Here is a 23,901-nt window from a genome sequence, read left to right on the forward strand (position 1 = left end):
CGTCAGACTCCCAGCGCGCGCTTCTGCGCGTCGATCAGTTGACGAATGCCGGCGTCGGCCAGATCGAGCAGCACATTGCTTTGTGCACGCGTGAAAGGTTCACCTTCTGCAGTGCCCTGAATTTCGACGAAACCGCCTTGGCTCGTCATGATGACGTTCATGTCGGTATCGCACGCGGAGTCTTCGACGTAGTTCAGATCGAGGACCGGCTGGCCCTGATACAAGCCGACGGAGACGGCTGCGACATGCGCGCGGATCGGGGACGTTTCAAGCTTGCCGTCGGCGATGAGCTTCGAGACGGCGTCGTGCGCGGCGACGAATGCGCCGGTGATCGACGCGCAACGCGTGCCGCCGTCGGCCTGAATGACGTCGCAGTCGATCTGGATCGTGCGCGGGCCGAACTTCTCCAGGTCGAACACGGCGCGCAGCGAACGGCCGATCAGGCGCTGAATTTCCTGCGTGCGGCCGCTTTGCTTGCCACGCGCGGCTTCGCGGTCGCCACGGGTGTGCGTGGCGCGCGGCAGCATGCCGTACTCGGCCGTGAGCCAGCCCTGGCCGGAATCGCGCAGGAAGCCCGGCACTTTTTCTTCGACGCTGGCGGTGCAGATGACCTTCGTCTCGCCGCATTCGATCAGCACCGAACCTTCGGCGTAGCGGGTGTATTGGCGGGTGATGCGCACGGGGCGCAATGCGTCTTGCGCACGGCCGTCCGGGCGGGTGATTTGCGTCATGAGTGAGTGTCCTGCGAGGTGAATTTATGCGGCAATACCCGAATGGTATCGCTAAACGCCATCGGCTGGCCTGCACGTCATGTCGCCGCAGTTCGATTCGGCAGCGCAATCGCGCGTTCAATCTGGGCGGAATCGGGAGCCTGATCGGGAGCCTTGGGCCGGAAAATGCGATAATCGCGTTTCATCCATTGCATGCGAAACCGGTCGCCGCATTGTTCCGCGAAAATTCTGTCACGGCGCTGTGGTACCGGTCACCCCGATGAAAGACAACAATATCTTCAGTATGACCGGCTACGCCAGCGTCACGCGCGACATTGCGCATGCCGATGGAGCCGCAGGCGCGAGCGTGTCGGTCGAATTGCGCACGGTCAATTCGCGCTTCCTCGATCTGGCATTCCGCATGCCCGAAGAAGCGCGGGCGTGCGAACCGGTGCTGCGCGAAGCGCTCACCGCGAAACTCTCACGCGGCAAGGTCGATATCCGTATCAACGTGCAACGTCCCGAGAACGGCACGAACGGCGCGCTGAATCTCGGCGCCGTCAAACGACTCGCCGATCTCGAACAGCAAGTGCTCGCGCTCTTCCCGGATGCCGAACGCATGCGCACGGGCGAAATCCTGCGCTGGCCGGGCGTGCTGGGCGAAGAGTCGGTAACGGCCGAAGCGCTGCGCGACGCGGTGATCGATGCGGGCCGTACGGCCATCGGCGATCTCGTGGACGTGCGCAAGCGCGAGGGCGCGCAACTCAAGGCGAGCCTGATCGAGCGCATCGAAAAGATGGAGACGATCCTCACCGGCCTGCAACCGCTTGTGCCGGAACTGATCTCGCGCCATCAGCAGAAAATCGTCGATCGCCTTCAGGAAGCGCTGGGCGTCGTCGTGCCGGAAGGTTCGGTTCCGCCGGGCAAGGAAGAAATCGCAGAACGTATTCGTCAGGAAGTGACGATGTACGGCGTGCGCATCGACGTTGCGGAAGAACTCACGCGACTCGACGCTCACCTGAAGGAAACCCGCCACATCCTCGACAAGGGAGGATTGGTCGGCAAACGGCTCGACTTCATGATGCAGGAGCTCAATCGCGAAGCGAATACGCTCGGCTCGAAGGCGGCCTCGAAGGAACTCGCGGATGCCTCGATGGAGCTCAAGCTCTACATCGAGCAGATGCGCGAGCAAGTGCAGAACCTGGAGTAAGTCGTATGTCTTCGCCATCCCAAGCCCCGCATAGCCCCCTGCATGCCGAGTATCCCGGCAATCTGTTCATGGTGGTCGCCCCCTCGGGCGCGGGCAAATCCACGCTCGTCAATGCCCTGCTCGCGCAGGACAGCGACATTCGCCTGTCGATCTCGAGTACTACGCGCGCACCGCGTCCCAACGAGGAAGAGGGCGTGCATTACAACTTCGTCTCGGTCGAGCAGTTTCTGGAGCGCCGCAAGCGCGGCGAATTTCTGGAAAGCGCGGAAGTGCACGGCAACTATTACGGCACCTCGCGTGTGTGGATCGAAGATCAGATGCGCGAGGGCCGGGACGTGCTGCTGGAGATCGACTGGCAGGGCGCACAGCAGGTGCGTAAGCGCTTTTCGAATGCCGTGGGCATCTTCATTCTGCCACCGTCCATCGAGGCGCTCGAAGAGCGTTTGAAGAAGCGGGGGACCGACGAGCCCAAAGTGATTGCGCGACGTCTTCTGGCCGCAGGCGGTGAAATTGCTCACGCGCCCGAGGCGGATTTCATCATCATCAACGACGAATTCCAGCGCGCGCTCGATCAACTGCAATCGGTCTTCACCGCGGTGCGTCTGCGCTTTGCTTCGCAGTACGCGCGGCACAAGACGTTGTTCACGGATCTGGACATCCACGCGCCGAGCGAACATCAGTAACACCCGCAGGACAAGCGGCCTTCGCGTGGTGCGCGCGTTTTGCGCGTGTCTGCGCCGGCTGCGATAGAATACGCTTTATATTGAGAAGGAACCTCCTTATGGCCCGAATTACCGTTGAAGATTGCCTGAAACAAATTCCGAATCGCTTCGAGCTCGCACTCGCCGCGACCTACCGCGCCCGCCAACTGGCGCAAGGTCATACGCCGAAGCTCGAGAACAACAAGGACAAGCCGACTGTCGTCGCGCTGCGCGAAATCGCTGCGGGCCAGGTTGGCATCGAGATGCTCAAGAAAGTGCCGCTCTGATCGGGAGACTGCACTGATGCGATGTGACGTTCCGGGCCGCTCGACGATGCAGGTACACGTATGAGTCACGCGAAATCACCGGCCGCGTCCATCGCTGCGGATGAACCCAAAGCGGGGGAGCCCAAGCCCGAACGCAAGAAGAAAAAGGGCGAAAGCGCCACGCGACAGTACATCGACGCGCTGCTTGAGCAGTCCTATCGGCACCTTTTCGGTCCGACGGCAACGCCTGAGCAGCCGCGCAAGCACGAGGTCGTCTCGATCGCCCGTCTCAAGGGCATGCTTGGGGAATACCTCAAGGAAAGCGACCTCGCGCTGATCAAAGAAGCCTTCCAGTTCAGTGACGAAGCCCACCTCGGGCAATATCGTCAGAGCGGACAGCCTTATATTACCCATCCCGTTGCCGTTGCCGAGATCTGTGCCGAGTGGAAGCTCGACGCGCAGTCGATCATGGCCGCGTTGCTGCACGACGTGATGGAAGACCAGGGCGTGACCAAAGCCGAACTCGCCGAGCGATTCGGGCCGAAGGTCGCAGAACTGGTCGACGGTCTGTCGAAACTCGACAAGATGGAGTTTCGCAGCCGTGAAGAAGCGCAAGCCGAAAGCTTTCGCAAGATGCTGCTGGCGATGGCGCGCGACGTGCGCGTCATTCTCGTCAAGCTCGCAGACCGCCTGCACAACATGCGCACGCTGGGTGTCACGTCGACGGAGAAGCAGCGCCGTGTGGCGCGCGAGACGCTCGACATCTATGCACCCATCGCGCACCGCCTCGGTCTGAACAATACCTATCGCGAGCTCCAGGATCTGAGCTTCGCGAATTACCACCCGCGTCGTTACGCCGTGCTCGACAAGGCCGTGAAGGCCGCGCGCGGCAATCGGCGCGAAGTGGTCGGCAAGATTCTCGACGCGGTCGAGAAGGCGCTCAAGGACGGCGAGGTCAGCGCCGACGTCTTCGGCCGCGAGAAAACGCTCTTCAGCATCTACACGAAGATGCAGGAAAAGCAGTTGTCGTTCTCGCAGGTGCTGGACGTGTACGGCTTCCGTGTCGTGGTCGAATCGAATGCGCAGTGTTATCTCGCGCTCGGCGTGCTGCACGCGCTCTACAAGCCGGTGCCGGGCAAGTTCAAGGACTACATCGCGATCCCGAAGGTCAACGGCTATCAGTCGTTGCATACCACGCTCGTCGGTCCGTTCGGGGCACCGATCGAATTCCAGATCCGCACGCGCCGCATGCACGAGATTGCCGAAGCGGGTGTGGCGGCGCACTGGCTGTACAAGAACGGCGGCGCAGACATGAACGACGTGCAGAAGCACGCGCACCAATGGCTGCAATCGCTGCTCGACATCCAGAGCGAGACGGGCGACTCCACCGAATTCCTCGAACACGTCAAGATCGACCTGTTCCCCGACGCCGTCTACGTCTTCACGCCCAAGGCGCGCATCATGGCGCTGCCGCGCGGCGCGACGGCGCTCGATTTCGCCTATTCGGTCCACAGCGATCTGGGCAACCAGTGCGTGGCCGTCAAGATCAACAACGAGTTGCTGCCGCTTCGCACCGAGCTGAAGAACGGCGACATCGTGGAAGTCATTACCGCCCCCTATTCGAAGCCGAACCCCGTGTGGCTCGGCTTTGTGCGTACGGGCAAGGCACGCTCGGCCATTCGTCATTACCTCAAGACGATGCGGTTTGCCGAGTCGGTGCAGCTTGGCGAGCGTCTCGTCGAGCAGGCGCTCAAGGGCTACGGCCTGACGATGAGCGAAATTTCGCCGGAGATCTGGGACAAGCTCGCGCAGTGGACCGGCAACAAGGACCGTCAGGACATCTTCGCGGACATCGGGTTGGGGCGTCGCGTGGCGGCGGTCATGGCCAAGCGTCTGGCGGTGCTCTTGTCGGGCAAGGAAGGCGAGAACGACGACAGCCCGGACGATCCCGATTCCCCGCGTACGGGGGATGACAATGTCGGCCCGCCGGTCCTCATCACCGGCACCGAAGGCATGTCGGTGCAGTTCTCGGCGTGCTGCCGTCCGATTCCGGGCGATGCGATCATGGGCTACATCGGCATCGGGCTGGGCATGGCGATTCATACGACGGATTGCCCGGTCGCGCGCCGCATCCATCGCAAGGATCCGACCCGCTGGATCGATGTGGCGTGGGCGCCGCAGCCGGGCCGTCTGTTCGACGTCGGCATCAAGGTGCTCGTGCATCACAACCGTGGCGTGTTCTCGCGCGTGGCGGCGGATATCACGGCGTCGGACGCCAACATCGTGCACATCGGCATGGACGAAGTGGTGCCGGACGAGTCGGCCACGCTGCGCTTCCTCATTCAGGTGAGCGACCGCGTGCATCTCGCCAACGTGATGCGCCGGATTCGCGTGAATCCTGACGTGATGCGCGTGGCGCGGGAGCGTCCGAGCGAGCGGCATCAGGAAGAGATCCACGCCAATCACGCCATGCGTATTGCGCGCGAGCGCGGCAACTACTGATCGTCGTGTTGATGACATGAAAAACGCCTCCCTCGGGAGGCGTTTTCGTTGGTGTAAGGACCGACGTGTCAGCGGTGGCGATTACTCCGACGGCGGATAACGCACGTCCAGAATCTCGATCTGATCGAGCCCGGCGGGAGTGCGCAACGGCACGGTGTCGCCGACCTTCGATTTGGTGATGGCGCGAGCGATCGGCGATATCCAGCTGACGTGACCCCGCTCAAGATCGACCTCGTCGATACCGACGATCATGATCGTATGCTCGTCACCTTTGCCGTCGGCATAGGTCACTTCCGCCCCGAAAAACACCTGATCGACGTTTTCCTGACGACGCGTGTCGACCACCTCGGCATTGTCCAGTCGTCGCGTCAGGAAGCGGATGCGACGATCGATCTCGCGTAGGCGTCGCTTACCGTAGATGTAATCGCCGTTCTCCGAGCGGTCGCCGTTCGACGCCGCCCACGACACGATCTTCACCACTTCGGGACGCTGATTGTCGATGAGATCGAGCAACTCGTCTTTCAGACGACGATAGCCCGTCGGTGTGATGTAGTTCTTGGTACCCGCGGGAATCTCCGGGGCGCCGGCGTCGAGATCGTCATCGTCGTCGCCGTTATCTTCCTTGACGAAGGCCTTGTTCATAAGTCGATGCACGCGACATGCGCGTGCCAGAAGCGTTACACAATCCCTGCATTATAGGAGCGATGCCGCGAGCGCATGCGCAACGCTGTGCATTTCCGGTTTTTCCGGCTTTTCCGGCCATCCGGCGCGATGGCAATCATGCTCAGGTGTCATGGAGTGCGTGGGCAATGTCCTCTACAATCGGGCAGCAAGTCCCACACGAACACCGCCACGCAGGAGAACCGCGCCATGACCGATTCCACGAGTCCTTTTCTTGCCGTGCTCAAGCCGCATCAGAGCGATATCGGCGCCTTTACCGTGCAGCGCAGCCTGCCGAGTCTGCCGTTCAAAACCGTTGGCCCGTTCATCTTCTTCGATCACATGGGTCCGGCCACGCTCTCGCCGGGGCAGGGCATGGACGTGCGTCCCCATCCGCATATCGGGCTGGCGACCGTTACGTATCTGTTCGACGGGCAAATCTGGCACCGCGACAGCCTCGGCAGCGACCAGCGCATCACGCCCGGCGCGGTGAACTGGATGACGGCCGGACGCGGCATCGTCCACTCGGAGCGTACGCCGCCCGATGTGCGCGAGCGCGGGGGCGACGTGCACGGTATTCAGACGTGGGTCGCGCTGCCGCAGGCAGACGAAGAGACGGCGCCGTCGTTCGCGCATCACGAAGCGTCATCGCTGCCGGACATCTTCCTGCCGGGCGTTCACATGCGTTTGATTCTCGGCGAGGCATTCGGTGAGAAGGCCCCGGTGAAGGTGTTCTCGCCGATCTTCTATCTCGCGGTGGAGATGGAGCCATGCGCGGCGTTCGTGCTGCCGCCCGAGTATGCCGAGCGCGCCGTCTACACGGTGCAGGGCGAGGTGACGGTGAACGACGAGGCGTTGCCCGAACATCGCATGGGTGTGTTGGCTCAGGGCGGCGATATGCGCATCGTTGCGGGCGACAAACCGGCTCGCCTGATGCTGCTCGGTGGTGCGCCGCTGGACGGCGATCGCTTCATCTTCTGGAATTTCGTGTCGTCGAGCCGCGAGCGTATCGAGCAGGCGAAAGCCGCATGGACCGCGCAGGAGATGGGCACGGTGCCGGGTGAGACGGAGTGGATTCCGCTGCCGGAGCGTAAGCCGTCGGCGAACTGAGAGGTTTGCGCGAGGGACGCGCGGCGTGTGAACGAGCGTGTTCCTGTGCCCTGGGGCCTTAGTACCCGACGCCTGCTGCCGAAATAACCGGCAGCAGGCGTTTTTTATGGATATTGCCGACTCACGCGCTCAACACGATCACCGAGCAGTGTCGCTCTTCGAGCAGACGGTGGGAGACGGCACCGAAGTTGAGCCGGTCGCCGAAGCGCGGTTGCACGCCGAGCACGAGCAGATTGTGTTTGCCGTGACGGATCTGATGCAGCACCGCGTCGTCGATCTTGCCGCCCGCGAGCAGCCGCGTGCGCAGCTTCACGCCGTTGCGCTCGGCCAGCGAGTGCAGGTTGTCCATCATGGCGGCTTCGGCGGCGTCCGGACGCAGCACACGTGGACGCCAGCGGCGATGCAGCATGCCCGGCGCCACGCGCGCGGAAACGTGTAGCGCCGTGACGGGCGCATTGGCGGCCCGCGCAAGCGTGATCGCCAGCTCGGCCGCATGCCGCGAGTAGTCCGTACCTGAGACCGGCACAAGGATGTCGAGCGGCGCGTCGGGCTTGCGCACGTGATCGCCATGAGCGAGCACGATGGCGATGGCGCCGTCGAACGCTTTGGTCAGCGGCAACACGCCAGTCGGCAAGGGCAACGGCGGGACGTCGGAGTCCGATTCCTCGCCGGGGGCGTCGAAGCCCGTGATCACGAAGCCGTAACCCTTGGCGATTTCGTCCGAGATGCGCGTGGCCTCATGACTGCGCTCGGGCTGCTCGGCTTCCTGCTCACGGGCGGTATCCGACGGATCGCTCGCGACGAACTCGCCTTCTTCGGTCGCGTCGCTCACGCGCTTGTCGTCATGCGCCTCGCCGACAGGCTCGTGCTTCGGGATGTTCTTATCCGTGCTATCTGACTTATCTGAAGTGCCGCCGGATGAGGGCTCGTTATCCGTGCCGTCAGACGCTTCTTTGATCGGTCCATGCGGCAATTCGGGCGTCTTTTGAGGCGATTTCCCCGTGCGCTCCCGCAGCACCAGACGCGCCGCTTCCCGCGAAACATCTGTCGGCTTGTCCTCTTCGACACCCGGTGTGCCCGGCGCTCGGGGGATGGCGCGGGTGGCGGCTGCGAGTGCAATGTCGTAGGCGTCCAGCCCGGCACCTTCGTCGTCGCCATCGCTGCTATTGCCGCCATCGCCGTGTTCGGATTTGGCCGGTTTCCCGTTGCGGCGAGGGGATTTACCGGCGGACGTCTCAGGTGTGACGCCCGTCGGGGCCGTCGTGTCCATCTCGTCGGACTTGTCGCGTTTGGGGGATGTGCCGTTCTCCGCGTGGTCGTTGGCGCCTGCCGCAGGGCTTTCTTCTTTGTCCTTGCCCGCGTCCTTTCGCAGCTCGTGGACTTCCCGCGCGACTTTGCCGCCGTTCGTGCCCGCTGGCGCCGGCGCCAGCACGGTGGTGAGTGTGCCGCGCACGCCGGCGGTCAGCCCGGCGATCCACGCGGCGAAGCGTCCGTTGGCGCTGCCGTCGACGGCAGCGAGAATGCGCTCCACGTTCGGGAGAAAGTCCTTCTCCTCCGCCGCTTCCTTCTCCAGGCGCGCTTTTTCCTCCGCCGAGAGAGGAATGCGCACGAGCGCCCGCCGCAACACCGGCGGCATGATGAGTGTGGTGATGAGCGCCATGATGACGATCATCGTGAACAGGTCCTTGCTCAGCACGCCGAGCGACAGGCCGATACTCGCCACGATGATCTCGGTCGAACCGCGCGCGTTCATTCCCGTGGCGAGTGCGAGCGCTTCGGCAGAGGACATGCCGCCGAGGCGTCCGCCGATGAAGCAACCCGTGAACTTGCCGATGCTCGCGATCAGAATCAACCCGGCGACTAGCCCCAGCATGCGCCAGTCGAGCAGAATCGTCAGATCGACCGACAATCCCGCCACGCCAAAGAATACCGGGGCGAAGAGCGCGACGATCAACCCGCGCAATTGGGCTTCGATCTGCTCGGACAAAATGGGTGACTGCCCGATCATTACGCCGGCCATGAACGCACCGAGCGCCGTATGCACGCCGAGCTTGTCGGTTGCGAGCGCCAGCACGAACGTGATGACGAGGATCGCGCTGAGCACGGGCATCTCGACCGTGAAGCGATCGTTCGTCCAGCGAATCGCCACGGCAACGGCGCGTTTGCCGACGGTGAAGCACAACACGATGAACAGTAGCGTGCCCCCGAGACTGATCGACAGATGCCCGAGATCGACCGTTCCGCTGGCCCCCAGCCCGGCGATGGCGGCGATGATGATCCAGCCGGTGGTGTCGTCGAGAATGGCGGCGGCCAGAATGATCTGACCGATGTTGCGGCGCAGGTAATCGACTTCGCGAATGACCATCGCCACGACCTTGACCGATGAGATCGACAGGGCCGTGCCGAGGAACAGCGACGTGACGAGCCGTGCTTCGGGGTGCGGCAGCAGATTGTCGGGCAGATGCCAGCCGAGTGCGAAGCCACACGCGAACGGAATGATCATGCCGCCTGCCGACGCGAAGATCGCCATGCGCTTCATGCGTCGCACGAGCCCCAGATCGGTCTCAAGACCGGTGGAGAGCAGCAGCAACAGCACCCCAAGCTCGGAGACCGCGTCGAGCATCTTTTTCTGGGTTTCGGTGTCGGGGAAGACGGCGTGTTGCCAGGTCGGCAACAGCGCACCGAAGATGGACGGGCCGAGCAGCACGCCGGCGAGCAACTGGCCCATGACGGCGGGCTGACGCAGACGCTGCATGACCTCGCCGAGCAAACGGCCGACGAGGACCAGCAAGAGCAGTTGCGTGAAGAAGATTGCCGTGCCGTGGCCTGCGTGCATGTGCCTCCCTGTCTGTTGTCGGACCGGTCGGGCATGTGACGAGACGCTTGGCCGAGGCGGGAACCTGGGGCGCGTTAGCGCGTCCGTACCGATTTGCCCAGTTTTGCGATTACCATGCTTCAAGCTGGCGGCCGTTTTCTATGAGTGACGGCCGCTATGGACGCAATTTACCACGCTCGATAGGACCTATGATCGATACCAACCTTGCCAGCTTCGATGACGACGTGCTGGCCGTCTCGCATCAGGTGCCGGTGCTGGCCGACTTCTGGGCGCCGTGGTGCGGCCCATGCAACACGCTCGGGCCGATGCTCGAAAAGCTCGAGGCCGAAGCGCAGGGACGCATCCGTCTCGTGAAGATCAACGCCGACGAGAACGCGCAGCTTTGCGCCGAATACGGCGTGCGCAGCCTGCCGACGGTCGTCGCCTTCGTCGACGGTGAACCCGTCGATCAGTTCGTTGGCGCGCTGCCGGAAGGGCAACTGCGCGCGTTCATCGAGCGCATCGTGCCGAATCCCGCAGAGATGGCGCGCAAGGTCGCCCGTACGGCATTGGCCGAAGGGCAGCCCGCCGTGGCGCGCGACGCCTTGCAAGCCGCGCTCGCGCTCGACCCCGCGCACGACGACGTGCGTCTCGATCTCGTCGACGTGTTGCTCGGCATGGGCGACACGCAAGGCGCACGCACTGAGTTGACGCTGGTCTCCCCGCGCACGGCCGCCAGTGGCGACGCCCGCATCGCCGCGCTCAATACGCGTATCGCTGCGGCCGAGCAGGCGAGCCAATTGCCGCCGGCCGACGAGTTGCTCGCGCGGGTGAATGCCGATCCGTCCAATTTGCAGGCGCGTCTGGATCTCGCGAATCGTTATCTGGCCGAGCGTGCCTATGAGCCTGCGCTGGCGGCGCTACTCGACATCGTGCAACGCGACCGGTCGTTTGGCGACGATGCCGGACGCAAGTCGATGCTGGCGATTTTCGACGCGTTGTCCGAATCCGACCCGGCGACGGTGGCCGCATGGCGCCGCAAACTGAGCGCAGCGCTGAACTGAGCGCCGAACTGAGCGACCCACGCCCTCTGACTCTCACCGAACTCCGATGACTGCTTCTTCGACCCCTTCCCTGATTACCTTCGCCCCCGCGCAAGCGGGTGAGGCCATCTTCGATCATCCGGCCGAGGCGCGCCGGGTGAGCGGCAATCCGCAGCGCGTGACGCGTCCCTTTTACACAGACGCTCTCGGTGAATTCGATTGCGGCGAATGGACGTGCGAGCCCGGTGCATGGTGCATCGCCTTCGGCCCACACCGTCAGGAATATTTCTCGATTATCGAGGGACGTATCCGGATCAGCGATCTCGAAGGCAATGCATCGGAGTTCGGCCCCGGCGACGCCTGCGTGATTCCGGCAGGCTTCGAAGGGGTGTTCGAGGTCGTGGAGCCGGTGCGCAAGCACTTCGTGATGTTCGAGCGCAAGGCCACCTGAACCATCTGAATCCTCTGAGGCAGCGTCATGACACGTCTGATCTTTTTCTGCGGTCACGCCGGTGCAGGCAAGACAACGCTGGCGAAGCGTCTGATCCGTCCGCTGATCGCGCGCAGCGGCGAGGCGTTCTGCCTGCTCGATAAAGACACGCTTTACGGGGCCTACAGTGCCTCCGTCATGGGTGCGCTGACGGGCAATCCGAACGACCGCGACAGCCCGCTGTATTTGGAGACGTTGCGCGAGCCGGAGTACGCCGGGCTACTGGAGACGGCGCGTGAGAATCTGCGTCTGGGGGTGAACGTGCTGGTCGTCGGGCCGCTTTCGCGCGAGTTGCGCGAAGGCTTGCTGTTCGATCGCGCGTGGCTGGATGTCGACGACGATGTGGGCGTGCATGTGGTCTGGGTGGATCTGGACGAGACGCATGCGCACGAGCGGATCGTGAGTCGCGGCAATCCGAACGACGCCTACAAGCTGGCGCATTGGGAGGAGTACCGTCTGCGCCGCTTCATGCCGCCTGCGGCTGCGTTCCCCGGGCTCGTGCGATTCGACAACACGGCGCCGACGGCCGAAGACGACGAGCAACTGTTGCAGACGCTGTTGGCGCACACGCGCTGAGCGGGAGGGCAGGCGAGGGCATTGGGCGTGTCATCGACAGGCCAGGAGACGTGGGCGCCGCCGGATGCCGTGACGCGCGCATCGTTCGACGGGAATATTCCGAAAAGACGCGGGGCCGTGAGGATGGGGATCGGCCCATCGCTAAGGTACGGGCATTTTCCTTCCTGGTATCGCGTCGATCATGCCCTTTCTGACCTTTCTGCCCCTTCAGCCCATATCGTCCCGTTCATTCCGTTTGCCCGTCTCGTTTCGCCGGTGGCTTCGCGTCCTCGCGCTTTCCTTGTCCGCAGCAACGTCATACACGGCACTGGCCGACGCGCCGCCAATGGCCGGCATGCCGCGTCTGAGCACGGTATCCGCGCCCTTACAGGAGCCGTCGTCCGCGTTGCTGCCTGCCGGCGACGAGGTGCCTGCGACATCTGCGGCATCTGAGGTATCCGTGAAGACGGACGATACCCTGACCCGCATCCGTGAGCGCGGACGCATCCTGCTCGGCTATCGGCAGACGGCCGTCCCATTTTCGTATGTCGACGCACAGGATCAGCCGATGGGGCTGGCCTGGGCGCTTTGCCAGCGCATCGTGCCCGCGCTGCAACGCGAGATGGCGATGCCCGAGCTGCGCAGCACGCCGGTGCGCATCATCGAACAGATGCGCGGGCCGCTGATCAAGGGCGACGCGATCGACATCGATTGCGCGCCGTCGACGGTCACGGCCGCACGCGAGCAACAGGTGGCGTTCAGCTTGCCGTATTACGCGGCGCACGTCCGGTTGATGGTGCGGCGAGGGGCCGGCATCGACTCGATCGACGATCTGCGCGGATTGCGGCTCGCGGTCGTGCAGGGAACCACGGCCGAGCGCCTCGTTCGCGCGCAGCATGCCCGCGCCGGGTTCCAGCTACTGATGGCCCGTGATTACGACGACGCCTTTCGCATGCTGCGCGAGCGCCGTGCGCAGGCACTCGCGCTTGACGACGTGCTGCTCGAAGGCTTGCGCGCCACGAGCAAGACCCCCGACGCATACCGTATCGTCGGCGAGCCGCTCTCGGGGCAGGCCGAGTATTACGCGTTGGTCATGCCGAAAGACGACCCGGCGTTCAAGGACAAGGTCGATGCCGTGCTGGCCGCGATGTTCCGTAGCGGCGAGATGGCCCGGCTTCAGCGGGAATCATTCCGGGCGGCATTGTCATCCCGCGGGCATGACCTGCCGCTGGCACCCTCTGCTGAAACGATGGCGCTATGGGAAAGGGGCGCGCGCTATGGCGCCGAGCAAGAGGCTTCGGCGTCGTCGCCTGCCGCAGGCAGTTAGTCGGCGCGACGAATGTCCCGATTCCCGTCACGCATAAGCTAATGACGAAGATTTCTTTGTGCGATTGCACACATCTCTGTAAATTCCTATCGTGCTGTTAATCCGATAGGAATTTGCTGTGACCGGTCTCAAGGAAGTCAACTGGAATATCGCCGCCAAGCGCGTCGCGCTCGGCCTCTCTCTGTGGTTCGCCGCTCAGGCGGGGGTATCGACCGCGCTGGCTGCACCTGCCAAGGCAGACGCTGTCGTCGCGCTGCCGACCGTCAGCGGTGAACTGACCGGCACCCTCAAGAAGATTCACGACACCGGGCTGATTACGCTCGGCTACCGTGAGGCCGCCATTCCGTTCGCCTACGTGAACGACAAGGGCAAGCCCGTCGGCTATACGATGGATCTCTGCTATGCGGTGGTCGATGCCGTCAAGACGGCGCTGAACATGCCGAATCTGCGGGTGCGTGAAATGTCGATCACCCCGCAGAACCGTATTCCGCTGGTAAAGAACGGCACGGTCGACCTCGACTGCGCGCCGAATACGATTACGCCGGAGCGCGCCGAGCAGGTGGGCTTCAGCAATCCGTACTACGTCTCGGAAGTGCGTCTGCTGGTCAACAAGAAGGACAACATTCGCGACCTGCAAGACCTGAAGGGCCAGAATCTGGTGGCCTCGGCCGGCTCGACCGGTGAGCGTCTGGCGCGTATGCAGGCCGACAAGTTCGGGTTCCGCGTGATTCCGGCCCGCGACCATGCCGAATCGATGATTACGCTGGAAACCGGCCGCGCCAAGGCGTTCGCCCTCGACGACGTGCTGCTCTCCGGCTTCCGCGCGAATGCCCGCGATCCGGAGTCGTTCGCCATCGTTGGCGCACCGTTGGAGACGGAGCTCAACGCGTTGATGCTGCGTCGCGACGATCCGCAGTTCAAGCGCTTCGTGGACACCACGCTGGCGCACGTCTATAGCTCTGGCGAGATCCGCCGCATTCAGCGCAAGTGGTTCCAGCAACCGATCCCGCCGCGCAATGTGAATCTGAACCTCGAACCGAGCAAGGAAGTGGTCGAGGTCTGGCGCAAGGGGTCGCAAGTGACCGAATGACGCAGCGGGACGCCATGTCCCGCAATGCCACGTAGCGTAAGGCCCGGGAGCCCGCCGATAGCGATATCGGCGGGCTTCGTCGTTTACACATTTCGGCCCCGCGTTTACACGTTGTTTACACCCCCTTTACCCCTTTTGTCCCCGTCTTTATGCGCCCCTACGTATCGTTCAGGGCACGGCTGGCGAGCGCTGAGCAAGGGCGCGTCGCGTCCGTGGCTTGCCGGCCGCCACACGATAGGGAGTTGTCATGGACTGGTTATATCTCGGCGTGATCGTGGTGTTCGTTGCCACGACCGTCGGCTTTGTTGCGTTTTGCGCGTCGGTAGGGGGGCAGCAATGACAGCCATGTATTGGCTGAGCGGCGGACTCACGCTCGCGCTGCTCGCTTATCTCGTCTACGCGCTGTTCAAGCCGGAGGATCTCGCATGACACTCAATGCCTGGATCCAGCTCGGCGTTTTCCTCGTCGTGCTACTGGTGCTGGCGCGCCCGCTCGGCCGTTTCATGGCCGACGTGCTCGCCGGTGAATCGCGCGTGAACCGCTGGTTCGCGCCGCTCGAACGCGGCCTGTATCGCCTGTGCGGTGTGCATCCGGAACAGGAAATGCACTGGCGCGCTTATGCGATTGCGCTGATCGGTTTCAATGCCGTGGGCGCCTTCGCCGTTTATGCACTGCAACGCTGGCAAGTGTGGTTGCCGTTCAACCCGCAAGCCTTCGGTAATGTGACGCCGGATTCGTCGATGAACACTGCCGTCAGCTTCGTGGCGAACACGAACTGGCAGGGTTACGCCGGCGAATCGACGATGAGCTATCTGACGCAGATGCTCGGCCTCGCCGTTCAGAACTTCCTGTCGGCAGCCACGGGTATCGCGGTCGTCGTCGCGTTGATTCGCGGCTTCGCGCGTCATACGGCGCAGACCATCGGCAACTTCTGGGTCGACATGACCCGTATCACGCTCTACATCCTCGTGCCGCTGTCGGTGATTCTTGCCGCGGCGTTCATGAGCCAGGGCGTGATTCAGAACTTCGACGCCTATAAGGACGTGACGACGCTTCAGGTCACGCACTACGACAATCCGGTCCTCGGCCCGGACGGTCAGCCGAAGATGGACGCCGCCGGCAAGCCGGTGACGACCCCCGCCCAGACGCAGACGCAAACCCTGCCGATGGGGCCGGTGGCTTCGCAGGAAGCGATCAAGATGCTCGGCACCAACGGTGGCGGCTTCTTCAACGCGAACTCGGCGCATCCGTATGAGAACCCGACGCCGCTCGCGAACTTCCTGCAAATCCTCGCGATCTTCCTGATCCCGGCGGCGCTGTGCCACACGTTCGGACGCATGGTCGGCGACCGTCGTCAGGGGCTGGCGATTCTGGCGGCCATGACGATTGCGTTCTCGATCGCAGCGGTCGCGACCGTCTCTGCCGAGCAGGCAGGCAACCCGGTGCTCACCACGCTGGGCGTCGACCAGCAGGTCAGCGCGACGCAGTCGGGCGGCAACATGGAAGGCAAGGAAACGCGCTTCGGTATCGTCTCGTCGGGCATTTTCGCGACGGTGACGACGGCGGCGTCGTGCGGTGCGGTCAACGCGATGCACGACTCGCTCACACCGTTGGGCGGGCTGGTGCCGATGCTGTTGATGCAACTGGGTGAAGTGATCTTCGGCGGTGTGGGCTCGGGCCTGTACGGCATGCTCGTCTTCGCCATGCTTGCCGTGTTCGTCGCGGGGCTGATGATCGGTCGTACGCCGGAGTATCTCGGCAAGAAGATCGAAGCCTATGAGATGAAGATGGTCGCCGTGGCCGTGCTGATGACGCCGCTGCTGGTGCTGCTCGGTACCGCGCTCGCCGTGCTCGTGCCGGCTGGACAAGCCGGTGTGCTGAACCCGGCGACACACGGCTTCTCCGAAATTCTGTACGCGTACAGCTCGGCGGCAAACAACAACGGCAGCGCGTTCGCGGGTCTGTCGGCCAACACGCCGTTCTACAACACCACGCTGGGCATCGCGATGTGGTTCGGCCGCTTCTGGGTGATCGTGCCGGTACTGGCGATTGCCGGTGCGCTGGCGCGCAAGAAGCGCATTGCCGCGACGTCGGGCACGTTGCCCACGCACGGTCCGCTGTTTGTCGTGCTGCTGCTCGGCACGGTGCTGCTGGTGGGCGCGCTCACCTACGTGCCGGCGCTTGCACTCGGTCCGGTCGCCGAACATCTGGCGATGATCGGTGCGCATTGAACAATGAAATGAGGCATTCGAGGCACTCATGAATCAAACCTCAGGAAATACTGTCACCCGGCAGGCGGGCGAGGGTCATACATCGGCGACAAAGTCGATGTTCGACCCGGCCATCGTCAAGCCGGCCATCGTGGACTCGTTCCGCAAGCTGCATCCGCTCACGCAGGCGAAGAACCCTGTGATGTTCGTGGTGTACGTCGGCAGTCTGCTCACGACCGTGCTGTTCGGCATGGCCGTGGCGGGCCACGCCGAGGCGAGCGCGCCCTTCATCCTCGCGATCACGCTGTGGCTGTGGTTCACGGTGCTGTTCGCGAACTTTGCCGAAGCGCTGGCCGAAGGGCGCAGCAAGGCGCAGGCAGCATCGCTGCGTCAGGCGAAGAAGAACGTGCCGGCCAAGCAATTGCGCTCGGCGCGTCGCGACGCCGAATGTCTGGTCATCGATAGCGCCAGTCTGCGTCGTGGCGACTTCGTGCTGGTCGAAGCCGGTGACGTCATTCCGGCCGACGGCGAAGTGGTCGAAGGCGTGGCGTCGGTCGACGAATCGGCCATTACGGGCGAATCGGCGCCGGTCATTCGCGAATCGGGCGGCGACTTCTCGGCCGTGACCGGCGGCACGCGTGTGTTGTCCGACTGGGTCATCATGAAGGTGACGGTCAATCCGGGCGAGGCGTTTCTCGACCGCATGATCGCGATGGTGGAAGGCGCGAAGCGTCAGAAGACGCCGAACGAAATCGCGCTCACGATTCTGCTTGTCGCGCTCACGCTGGTGCTGCTGCTCGCCACGGCCACGCTGCTGCCGTATTCGATCTACAGCGTATTCGTCACGCACGCCGGGAATCCGGTCACGATCACGGTGCTCGTCGCGCTGTTGGTGTGTCTGATTCCGACGACCATCGGCGGGCTGCTGTCGGCCATCGGTGTGGCGGGCATGAGCCGCATGATGCAGGCGAACGTGATCGCGACGTCGGGCCGCGCCGTTGAAGCGGCGGGGGACGTAGACGTGCTGCTGCTCGACAAGACGGGCACGATCACGCTGGGCAATCGCCAGGCATCGCAGTTCGTGCCCGCCCCGGGCGTGGACGAGCGTACGCTGGCCGATGCCGCGCAACTCGCCTCGCTCGCCGACGAAACGCCGGAAGGTCGTAGCATCGCCGTGCTCGCCAAGCAGCGCTTCAATCTGCGTGAGCGCGAGATGAGTGGCCTGAATGCACTCTTCATTCCGTTCACGGCGCAAACGCGCATGAGCGGCGTGGACCTCGCCGACAAGCAGATCCGCAAGGGCGCTGCCGAGGCCGTGAAGCGTTACGTCGAAGCGGCGGGCGGCGCATGGCCGGTGGCGCTGGCGAGCGCGGTGGACGACATCGCTCGTCGCGGCAGCACGCCGCTGGTCGTGGCCGAGCAGGATACGAACGGCGCACGTGCACTGGGCGTGATCGAGCTCAAGGACGTGGTCAAGGGCGGCATCAAGGAGCGTTTCGCCGAATTGCGTCAGATGGGGATCACCACGCTGATGGTCACGGGTGACAACCGTCTGACGGCGGCGGCGATTGCAGCCGAAGCCGGGGTGGACGACTTCCTCGCGGAAGCCACGCCGGAAGAAAAGCTCGCGACGATTCGCAAGTACCAGGCCGAAGGCAAGCTGGTGGCCATGACGGGCGACGGCACGAACGATGCGCCGGCGCTCGCACAGGCCGACGTGGCGGTGGCGATGAACTCGGGCACGCAGGCGGCGAAGGAAGCCGGCAACATGGTCGACCTCGATTCGAACCCGACCAAGCTCATCGAAATCGTCGAGATCGGCAAGCAGATGCTGATGACGCGCGGCAGTCTCACCACGTTCTCGATTGCGAACGACGTGGCGAAGTACTTCGCGATCATTCCGGCCGCCTTCGCGACGACGTACCCGCAGCTCGACGCGCTCAACGTGATGCGATTGGCAAGCCCGTCGTCGGCCATTCTGTCGGCGGTGATCTTCAACGCGCTGATCATCGTGGTGCTGATTCCGCTGGCGCTCAAGGGCGTGAAGTATCGCCCGCTCGGGGCCGCGACGCTGCTGCGCCGCAACCTCTTTATCTACGGTCTGGGCGGGATTCTGGTGCCGTTCGTCGGTATCAAGATCATCGACATGTTCATCGCCGCGATGGGCTGGGCCTGATCGTGAAAGGGCCCGGACGCGTTGACCGAACTGGCTGAGCTTCCGGGCCACATCGCAGAAACTCTAAGGAATAGACGTCATGAAAACCCTCTTGCGCCCGATGCTGAGCCTGTTCGTCGTGCTCTCGGTCATCACGGGACTGGTGTATCCGCTGGTCGTGACCGGCATCGGCCGGGCGGCGTTCTCGCGCGAAGCCGCCGGCAGCCTGATCTACAAGGACGGCAAGGCCGTCGGCTCCTCGCTGATCGGTCAGAACTTCGACGAACCGAAGTACTTCTGGGGCCGCCTGTCGGCCACGTCGCCGAATCCGAACAACGCCACGGCGTCGGGCGGCTCGAACTTCGGCCCGCTCAACCCGGGGCTGACCGACGCCGTCAAGGGTCGCATCGCCGCGCTGCGCGAAGCGGATCCGAGCGCCCAACTGCCGGTGCCCGCCGATCTGGTGACGGCGTCGGGCAGCGGTCTCGACCCGGAAATCAGCCCGGCAGCCGCCGAGTATCAGGTGGTGCGTGTGGCCAAGGCCCGCGGGCTGACGCCGGACGCCGTGCGTGAGCTCGTCGCACGCAATACGCAGGGCCGCCAATGGGGAATTTTCGGAGAACCCCGGGTGAATGTTCTGAAGCTCAACCTGGCGTTGGATGGTTTGGCACGCGGCGCCGTCTGAAAGGCGCAGCCGCAGGCGATGCGAACCGGAGAATCGCTGGTTTTGCCCGTCGGCCTGCGGTAGATTGGCGGCACGCCCTGCGCGTGCCGCGTTTTTTTGCATCGACGTGGCTCGCGTCTTCATAGTGGACTGATCCGATGGCTGGCATGGAACGCCCCGATCCCGACGAATTGCTTGGCAAACTGCAACGCGACGAAGCTCGCGAGCAACGCGGCCGTCTGAAGATTTTCTTCGGCGCGTCGGCGGGGGTCGGCAAGACCTTTGCGATGCTTCAGGCGGCTCGCAAGCTGCGCGAGGAGGGCACCGACGTCGTCGTCGGTGTCCTGGAGACGCACGGCCGCGAGGAAACGGCGCAGATGCTCGAAGGACTCGAAGTCCTGCCGCAGAAGTCGGTCGAGTACCGGGGCCGCGTGCTGCGCGAGTTCGACCTCGACGGCATGCTCGCGCGCAAACCGGCCGTCGCGCTGGTCGATGAACTGGCGCACGCGAACGTGGCCGGGGAGCGACATCTCAAGCGTTGGCAGGACGTGCACGAATTGCTCGATGCGGGCATCGACGTCTACACCACGCTCAACGTTCAGCATCTGGAGCGGCTCAACGACGTGGTCGGTCAGATCACGGGGATTCGCGTCTGGGAGACGATTCCCGATCGTGTCTTCGATCTGGCGGACGAAGTGAAGCTGGTCGATCTGCCGCCCGACGAACTGCTCGAACGCATGCGCGAGGGCAAGGTGTATATGGCGGCGCAGGCCGAGCGCGCCGTGCGTAACTTTTTCCGCAAGGGCAATCTGATCGCGTTGCGCGAACTGGCGTTGCGTCGCACGGCAGACCGCGTGGACGCGCAGATGCGCGAGTACCGCGCCGATCAGTCGATCAGTCAGGTCTGGCAGGCGCGCGAGCGATTGCTCGTCGCGATCGGGCCGGGGCCAGAAGGCGTGGCGCTGGTGCGGGCGGCCGCGCGGCTCGCGGCGAGTCTGCGCGCCGACTGGCTGGCGGTGCATGTGGAGACGCCTGCGATTCTGCGTCAATCGACGGCGCGTCGCGAAGGCGTCTATGCCACGCTCAAGCTCGCGCATGAACTGGGCGCCGAGACGCTCACCCTCGATGGCGCGCAAGCGGCGACCACGCTGCTGGCCTATGCGCAGTTGCGCAACGTCTCGAAGCTGGTTGTCGGCGCGAGCGGCGCGCGGCGCTGGTGGACGGCGCGCACGCCGCTGCATGAGGAACTGGTGCGTCTCGCGCGCGGTGTCGACGTCGTGCTGATCGGCCCGGCCGCAGGCGACACGTCGGCCGACAAACGCGTAGTGCGCGGCGATTGGCGTGACTGGTTCGAAACGGCGCCCGAGCTGGGCCTTGTCGGCGGGCCCTGGCGTGCGTATGCGTGGGCGGTCGGGATTTGCGGCGCCGTGTCGGTGGCGGCGGCCGAACTGACATCGTTCCTCGATCTGGCGAACATCGCGATGCTGTATCTGCTCGGCGTGATCGTCGCGGCGATGCGGCTGGGGCGCGGGCCGGGCGTGCTCGCGTCGTTTCTCTCGGTGGTGGCGTTCGACTTCTTCTTCGTGCCGCCGAAGATGTCGCTGTCGGTTTCGGATACGCAGTACCTGCTGACCTTCGCCGTCATGCTGACCGTTGCGCTGGTCATCAGCCATCTCACGACGAGCCTGCGTTTTCAGGCGCGTCTGGCGACGTGGCGCGAGCGGCGCACGGGCGCCGTCTACGCAATGGCCCGTGAGCTGGCGGCGGCACTCACGACGCCGCAGATCGTGGAAATCGGTTCGCGTCACGTGCGCGAGGTGTTTCAGGCGCGTGTGGCGTTGCTGCTGCCCGATAGCCAGAGCAGCGTACGCCAGCCGGTGGAGAACGCACGCGCCGAGACGATGCCGCCCCACATCGATACCGACGTCGCGCAATGGGTGTACGACCGCCAGCAGGCTGCGGGCCGGGGCACCAATACCTTGCCCGGCTCGGATGCCTACTATCTGCCGCTGCGCGCGCCGATGCGTACGCGCGGGGTGCTGGTCGTCGCGCCCGAGGAGGGCGGTGGCGCGATCGGCACGCCGGAGCAACAGCGTCTGCTCGACACGTTCGCCGCGCAAATCGCGCTGGCGCTGGAGCGGGTGCACTACGTGGAAATCGCGCAGGATGCCTTGGTGACGATGGAATCCGAGCGTCTGCGTAATTCGTTGCTCTCGGCGATCTCGCACGATCTGCGCACGCCGCTGACGTCCATTGTCGGTTTCGCCAGCATGCTGAGCCGCGACGCACAGACGCCGGGGCCGCTGCGTATCGATCTCGTCGATGCGATCCACGAAGAAGCGCAGCGCATGACGGGGCTGGTGACGAACCTGCTCGACATGGCGAAGCTGCAAGCCGGGGGCGTGCAGCTCAATCGTCAGTGGCAGATGCTGGAGGAGGTCGTGGGTACGTCGCTACGCGCTTGCCGCCGGATGCTGGCCGGCTATGAAGTGACGACGCGTCTGCCCGCCGATCTGCCACTGCTGCGTTTCGACGCGGTGCTGCTGGAACGGCTCTTTACGAATCTGCTGGAGAACGCGGCGAAGTACTCGCCTGCGGGGTCGCACATCGAGATTGCCGCGCGCGTGGTGGGTGAGGACGTCGAGGTGAGCGTCAGCGATGACGGCCCCGGTTTGCCCGCAGGCATGGAAGGCCGCATTTTCGAGAAATTCATGCGCGGCGAGAAGGAGTCGGCCAAGCCCGGTATCGGGCTGGGACTCGCGATCTGCCGCGCCATCGTGGAAGCCCACGGCGGTAAAATCCATGCCACCAATGTCCCCGACGGGCAAGGCGCGCGTTTCATCTTTACGTTGCCGGTAGAGACGCCGCCGGTGCCCCCCGAGGCACCGGATGGGCCGGAGGGGCTGGAGGCACTAGAGGCACTCGACAGTCCCGATGACGACGGCGTGGCATCGAAAGCCCCGGCAGACGGCGCGGCCCCATCGAACGACCGAAACCAGACAGACGGCACCGGGCAAGCCCCGCGTGCCCCTGACGCAAACGCGACACAACAACATGAGTGAACCGACCATCAACATCGTGGTGATTGAAGACGAACGCCAGATCCGGCGGTTTCTGCGCACCTCGCTGGAAGCGGAAGGCATGGTCGTGCACGAGGCGGAAGCCGGGCGGCAGGGCATGGTCGAGGCGGCCACGCGCAAGCCGGATTTGCTGATCGTCGATCTGGGATTGCCGGACATCGACGGCGTCGAGGTCATTCGTGAAGTCCGCAGTTGGACCGACATGCCGATCATCGTGTTGTCCGCGCGCAATGAGGAAGCGGAGAAGGTCGTCGCGCTCGATGTCGGGGCCGACGACTATCTGACGAAGCCGTTCGGGGTATCGGAGCTGCTCGCACGGATTCGGGCGCAATTGCGGCGTCATCATCGGGGCGGCAATTCGGAGACGCTGGACGAAGCGTTCTCTTTCGGCGAGATCCATATCGATCTGGCGCGTCGCAAGGTTACGCGGGCCGGAGAGCCGGTCCATCTGACGCCCATCGAGTACCGCCTGCTCGTCACCCTCGTGCGCCATGCCGGACGCGTGCTCACGCATCGTCAGTTGCTCAAGGAAGTGTGGGGGCCGTCGCACGTCGAGAGCAATCACTACCTGCGCATCTACATGGGGCACCTGCGTCAGAAGCTGGAGGCCGACCCGGCGCAACCGCAGCACATCCTGACCGAGACGGGCGTCGGTTACCGGCTTGAAGTGGACGTCAACGGTTAAGCCCTGGTTTGTTAAAATCACGCTGTTCCATCCGCAGCGTCAGGCACTCAGCCATTCAATCGACCTTCGATGGAGCCCATTGCCGGGACGACCCGGCAAGCGGTTCGCGCAGACTCGCGCATCTCCCGGGGACGACCCCGCTTTTTCATCGAAGTCTCTCATGGCCTGGATTCTGCTCGTGCTTGCCGGATTCCTTGAAGTGGCTTGGGCCGTCGGCCTCAAGTACACGCAAGGGTTTTCGCGTCTCGTCCCCTCCGTTTTTACCATTGTCTCGATGGTCGGCAGCGTGTGGCTGCTGGCACTCGCCGTGCGGACCTTGCCGTTAGGCACCGCCTATGCGATCTGGACAGGGATTGGGGCCGTCGGCGCCTTCGTCCTGGGGATCGTCCTGTTCGGGGAGTCGGCGTCGGCTGCCCGCATCGCCAGCGTCACCCTCATTCTGGCCGGATTGGTCGGGCTGAAGCTGACGGCGGCGTGATGTGCCACGGGGGCGATGACATCGCCGCCCCCTTTTTGTGTCACCGGTGGTGCGTCGCCGTAACGCGCGGCATAATGGCGCGGTAACGGTCGCGGTCTGATGCGCGCTGTTACCGCGTCGGCAGGACGGGACGCGTGATCGTGCGACGCC

At 64.0% G+C, this 23,901-nt stretch carries 20 protein-coding genes; 17 read left to right on the top strand and 3 right to left on the bottom strand.

The features are described from left to right. Positions 1-2: 2 nt before the first annotated feature. Positions 3-731, bottom strand: coding sequence for a ribonuclease PH (rph, locus tag A9762_RS16390; protein WP_069343080.1), 729 nt, complete (start codon positions 729-731; stop codon positions 3-5). Positions 732-990: 259 nt separating this feature from the next. Between rph and A9762_RS16395 the strand changes: the two genes are divergently transcribed. From A9762_RS16395 to A9762_RS16410, 4 genes are all read left to right on the top strand, one after another. After that, positions 991-1,920, top strand: coding sequence for a YicC/YloC family endoribonuclease (locus tag A9762_RS16395; protein ID WP_069343081.1), 930 nt, complete (start codon positions 991-993; stop codon positions 1,918-1,920). Between the two features lie 5 nt (positions 1,921-1,925). Then, positions 1,926-2,603 (top strand): guanylate kinase, encoded by a 678-nt coding sequence (gene gmk / locus A9762_RS16400; RefSeq protein ID WP_069343082.1) that lies wholly within the window; start codon positions 1,926-1,928, stop codon positions 2,601-2,603. Positions 2,604-2,701: 98 nt separating this feature from the next. After that, the gene (rpoZ, locus tag A9762_RS16405; RefSeq protein ID WP_039397582.1) at positions 2,702-2,908 is read left to right on the top strand and encodes a DNA-directed RNA polymerase subunit omega; all 207 of its coding nucleotides are present in this window, start codon (positions 2,702-2,704) and stop codon (positions 2,906-2,908) included. A gap of 60 nt (positions 2,909-2,968) precedes the next feature. Further along, positions 2,969-5,389: a bifunctional (p)ppGpp synthetase/guanosine-3',5'-bis(diphosphate) 3'-pyrophosphohydrolase gene (locus A9762_RS16410; protein ID WP_069343083.1), complete on the top strand. Its 2,421-nt coding sequence runs from the start codon at positions 2,969-2,971 to the stop codon at positions 5,387-5,389. A gap of 81 nt (positions 5,390-5,470) precedes the next feature. On the opposite strand, the gene greB is transcribed toward A9762_RS16410, so the two are convergent. Continuing rightward, positions 5,471-6,031 (bottom strand): transcription elongation factor GreB, encoded by a 561-nt coding sequence (gene greB, locus A9762_RS16415; protein ID WP_069343084.1) that lies wholly within the window; start codon positions 6,029-6,031, stop codon positions 5,471-5,473. A gap of 228 nt (positions 6,032-6,259) precedes the next feature. Here greB and A9762_RS16420 point away from each other — a divergent pair, with 228 nt between their 5' ends. Beyond that, positions 6,260-7,159 carry a pirin family protein gene (locus tag A9762_RS16420; protein WP_069343085.1) on the top strand — a complete coding sequence of 300 codons (900 nt, stop codon included), beginning with the start codon at positions 6,260-6,262 and terminating at the stop codon, positions 7,157-7,159. 121 nt (positions 7,160-7,280) lie between these two features. Here A9762_RS16420 and A9762_RS16425 read toward each other — a convergent pair whose 3' ends face one another. Continuing rightward, a complete protein-coding gene (locus tag A9762_RS16425) occupies positions 7,281-9,995 on the bottom strand; it encodes a cation:proton antiporter (RefSeq protein WP_069343086.1) in 2,715 nt (904 codons plus the stop codon). A 191-nt stretch (positions 9,996-10,186) separates the two neighbouring features. On the opposite strand from A9762_RS16425, the gene trxA reads away from it, so the two are divergent. The 12 genes from trxA to sugE all read left to right on the top strand — a co-directional run bounded on the left by trxA (position 10,187) and on the right by sugE (position 23,751). Beyond that, on the top strand, positions 10,187-11,038 hold the full coding sequence (gene trxA / locus A9762_RS16430) for a thioredoxin (RefSeq protein WP_069343123.1): 852 nt from the start codon (positions 10,187-10,189) through the stop codon (positions 11,036-11,038). 46 nt (positions 11,039-11,084) lie between these two features. Beyond that, on the top strand, positions 11,085-11,468 hold the full coding sequence (locus A9762_RS16435) for a cupin domain-containing protein (RefSeq protein WP_069343087.1): 384 nt from the start codon (positions 11,085-11,087) through the stop codon (positions 11,466-11,468). Between the two features lie 27 nt (positions 11,469-11,495). Next, positions 11,496-12,083, top strand: coding sequence for an AAA family ATPase (locus A9762_RS16440; protein ID WP_069343088.1), 588 nt, complete (start codon positions 11,496-11,498; stop codon positions 12,081-12,083). 280 nt (positions 12,084-12,363) lie between these two features. Beyond that, positions 12,364-13,389, top strand: coding sequence for an amino acid ABC transporter substrate-binding protein (locus A9762_RS16445; protein ID WP_170836258.1), 1,026 nt, complete (start codon positions 12,364-12,366; stop codon positions 13,387-13,389). A gap of 118 nt (positions 13,390-13,507) precedes the next feature. Further along, on the top strand, positions 13,508-14,479 hold the full coding sequence (locus tag A9762_RS16450; RefSeq protein WP_240493593.1) for a transporter substrate-binding domain-containing protein: 972 nt from the start codon (positions 13,508-13,510) through the stop codon (positions 14,477-14,479). A 336-nt stretch (positions 14,480-14,815) separates the two neighbouring features. Continuing rightward, positions 14,816-14,908, top strand: coding sequence for a K(+)-transporting ATPase subunit F (kdpF, locus tag A9762_RS16455; protein ID WP_063389843.1), 93 nt, complete (start codon positions 14,816-14,818; stop codon positions 14,906-14,908). Then, on the top strand, positions 14,905-16,710 hold the full coding sequence (gene kdpA / locus A9762_RS16460) for a potassium-transporting ATPase subunit KdpA (RefSeq protein WP_069343090.1): 1,806 nt from the start codon (positions 14,905-14,907) through the stop codon (positions 16,708-16,710). Before kdpF ends, kdpA begins: the two co-directional genes overlap by 4 nt. A 28-nt stretch (positions 16,711-16,738) precedes the next feature. Beyond that, a complete protein-coding gene (gene kdpB / locus A9762_RS16465; protein WP_083253994.1) occupies positions 16,739-18,865 on the top strand; it encodes a potassium-transporting ATPase subunit KdpB in 2,127 nt (708 codons plus the stop codon). 79 nt (positions 18,866-18,944) lie between these two features. Continuing rightward, a complete protein-coding gene (gene kdpC / locus A9762_RS16470; protein WP_069343092.1) occupies positions 18,945-19,529 on the top strand; it encodes a potassium-transporting ATPase subunit KdpC in 585 nt (194 codons plus the stop codon). 146 nt (positions 19,530-19,675) lie between these two features. Then, positions 19,676-22,570 (top strand): sensor histidine kinase KdpD, encoded by a 2,895-nt coding sequence (locus tag A9762_RS16475; RefSeq protein ID WP_083254002.1) that lies wholly within the window; start codon positions 19,676-19,678, stop codon positions 22,568-22,570. Next, complete coding sequence (kdpE, locus tag A9762_RS16480) at positions 22,563-23,273, top strand: two-component system response regulator KdpE (RefSeq protein ID WP_069343094.1); 711 nt, start codon at positions 22,563-22,565, stop codon at positions 23,271-23,273. The genes A9762_RS16475 and kdpE overlap by 8 nt, the downstream gene beginning before the upstream one ends. A 160-nt stretch (positions 23,274-23,433) precedes the next feature. Continuing rightward, positions 23,434-23,751 carry a quaternary ammonium compound efflux SMR transporter SugE gene (sugE, locus tag A9762_RS16485; protein WP_069343095.1) on the top strand — a complete coding sequence of 106 codons (318 nt, stop codon included), beginning with the start codon at positions 23,434-23,436 and terminating at the stop codon, positions 23,749-23,751. The last annotated feature ends 150 nt before the right edge of the window (positions 23,752-23,901 follow it).

Source organism: Pandoraea sp. ISTKB (assembly GCF_001721285.1).
In the GTDB taxonomy this organism is placed as follows: Bacteria; Pseudomonadota; Gammaproteobacteria; order Burkholderiales; family Burkholderiaceae; genus Pandoraea; species Pandoraea capi.

Bases quoted from the DNA above. Each gene is read 5' to 3' on its own strand.
- A9762_RS16440 (WP_069343088.1), top strand. From the start codon at position 11,496: ATGACACGTCTGATCTTTTTCTGCGGTCACGCCGGTGCAGGCAAGACA.
- greB (WP_069343084.1), bottom strand. From the start codon at position 6,031: ATGAACAAGGCCTTCGTCAAGGAAGATAACGGCGACGACGATGACGAT.
- rph (WP_069343080.1), bottom strand. From the start codon at position 731: ATGACGCAAATCACCCGCCCGGACGGCCGTGCGCAAGACGCATTGCGC.
- kdpC (WP_069343092.1), top strand. From the start codon at position 18,945: ATGAAAACCCTCTTGCGCCCGATGCTGAGCCTGTTCGTCGTGCTCTCG.
- kdpF (WP_063389843.1), top strand. From the start codon at position 14,816: ATGACAGCCATGTATTGGCTGAGCGGCGGACTCACGCTCGCGCTGCTC.
- A9762_RS16410 (WP_069343083.1), top strand. From the start codon at position 2,969: ATGAGTCACGCGAAATCACCGGCCGCGTCCATCGCTGCGGATGAACCC.
- kdpB (WP_083253994.1), top strand. From the start codon at position 16,739: ATGAATCAAACCTCAGGAAATACTGTCACCCGGCAGGCGGGCGAGGGT.
- A9762_RS16425 (WP_069343086.1), bottom strand. From the start codon at position 9,995: ATGCACGCAGGCCACGGCACGGCAATCTTCTTCACGCAACTGCTCTTG.
- gmk (WP_069343082.1), top strand. From the start codon at position 1,926: ATGTCTTCGCCATCCCAAGCCCCGCATAGCCCCCTGCATGCCGAGTAT.
- kdpA (WP_069343090.1), top strand. From the start codon at position 14,905: ATGACACTCAATGCCTGGATCCAGCTCGGCGTTTTCCTCGTCGTGCTA.
- kdpE (WP_069343094.1), top strand. From the start codon at position 22,563: ATGAGTGAACCGACCATCAACATCGTGGTGATTGAAGACGAACGCCAG.
- A9762_RS16395 (WP_069343081.1), top strand. From the start codon at position 991: ATGAAAGACAACAATATCTTCAGTATGACCGGCTACGCCAGCGTCACG.
- A9762_RS16420 (WP_069343085.1), top strand. From the start codon at position 6,260: ATGACCGATTCCACGAGTCCTTTTCTTGCCGTGCTCAAGCCGCATCAG.
- rpoZ (WP_039397582.1), top strand. From the start codon at position 2,702: ATGGCCCGAATTACCGTTGAAGATTGCCTGAAACAAATTCCGAATCGC.
- A9762_RS16435 (WP_069343087.1), top strand. From the start codon at position 11,085: ATGACTGCTTCTTCGACCCCTTCCCTGATTACCTTCGCCCCCGCGCAA.
- sugE (WP_069343095.1), top strand. From the start codon at position 23,434: ATGGCCTGGATTCTGCTCGTGCTTGCCGGATTCCTTGAAGTGGCTTGG.
- A9762_RS16475 (WP_083254002.1), top strand. From the start codon at position 19,676: ATGGAACGCCCCGATCCCGACGAATTGCTTGGCAAACTGCAACGCGAC.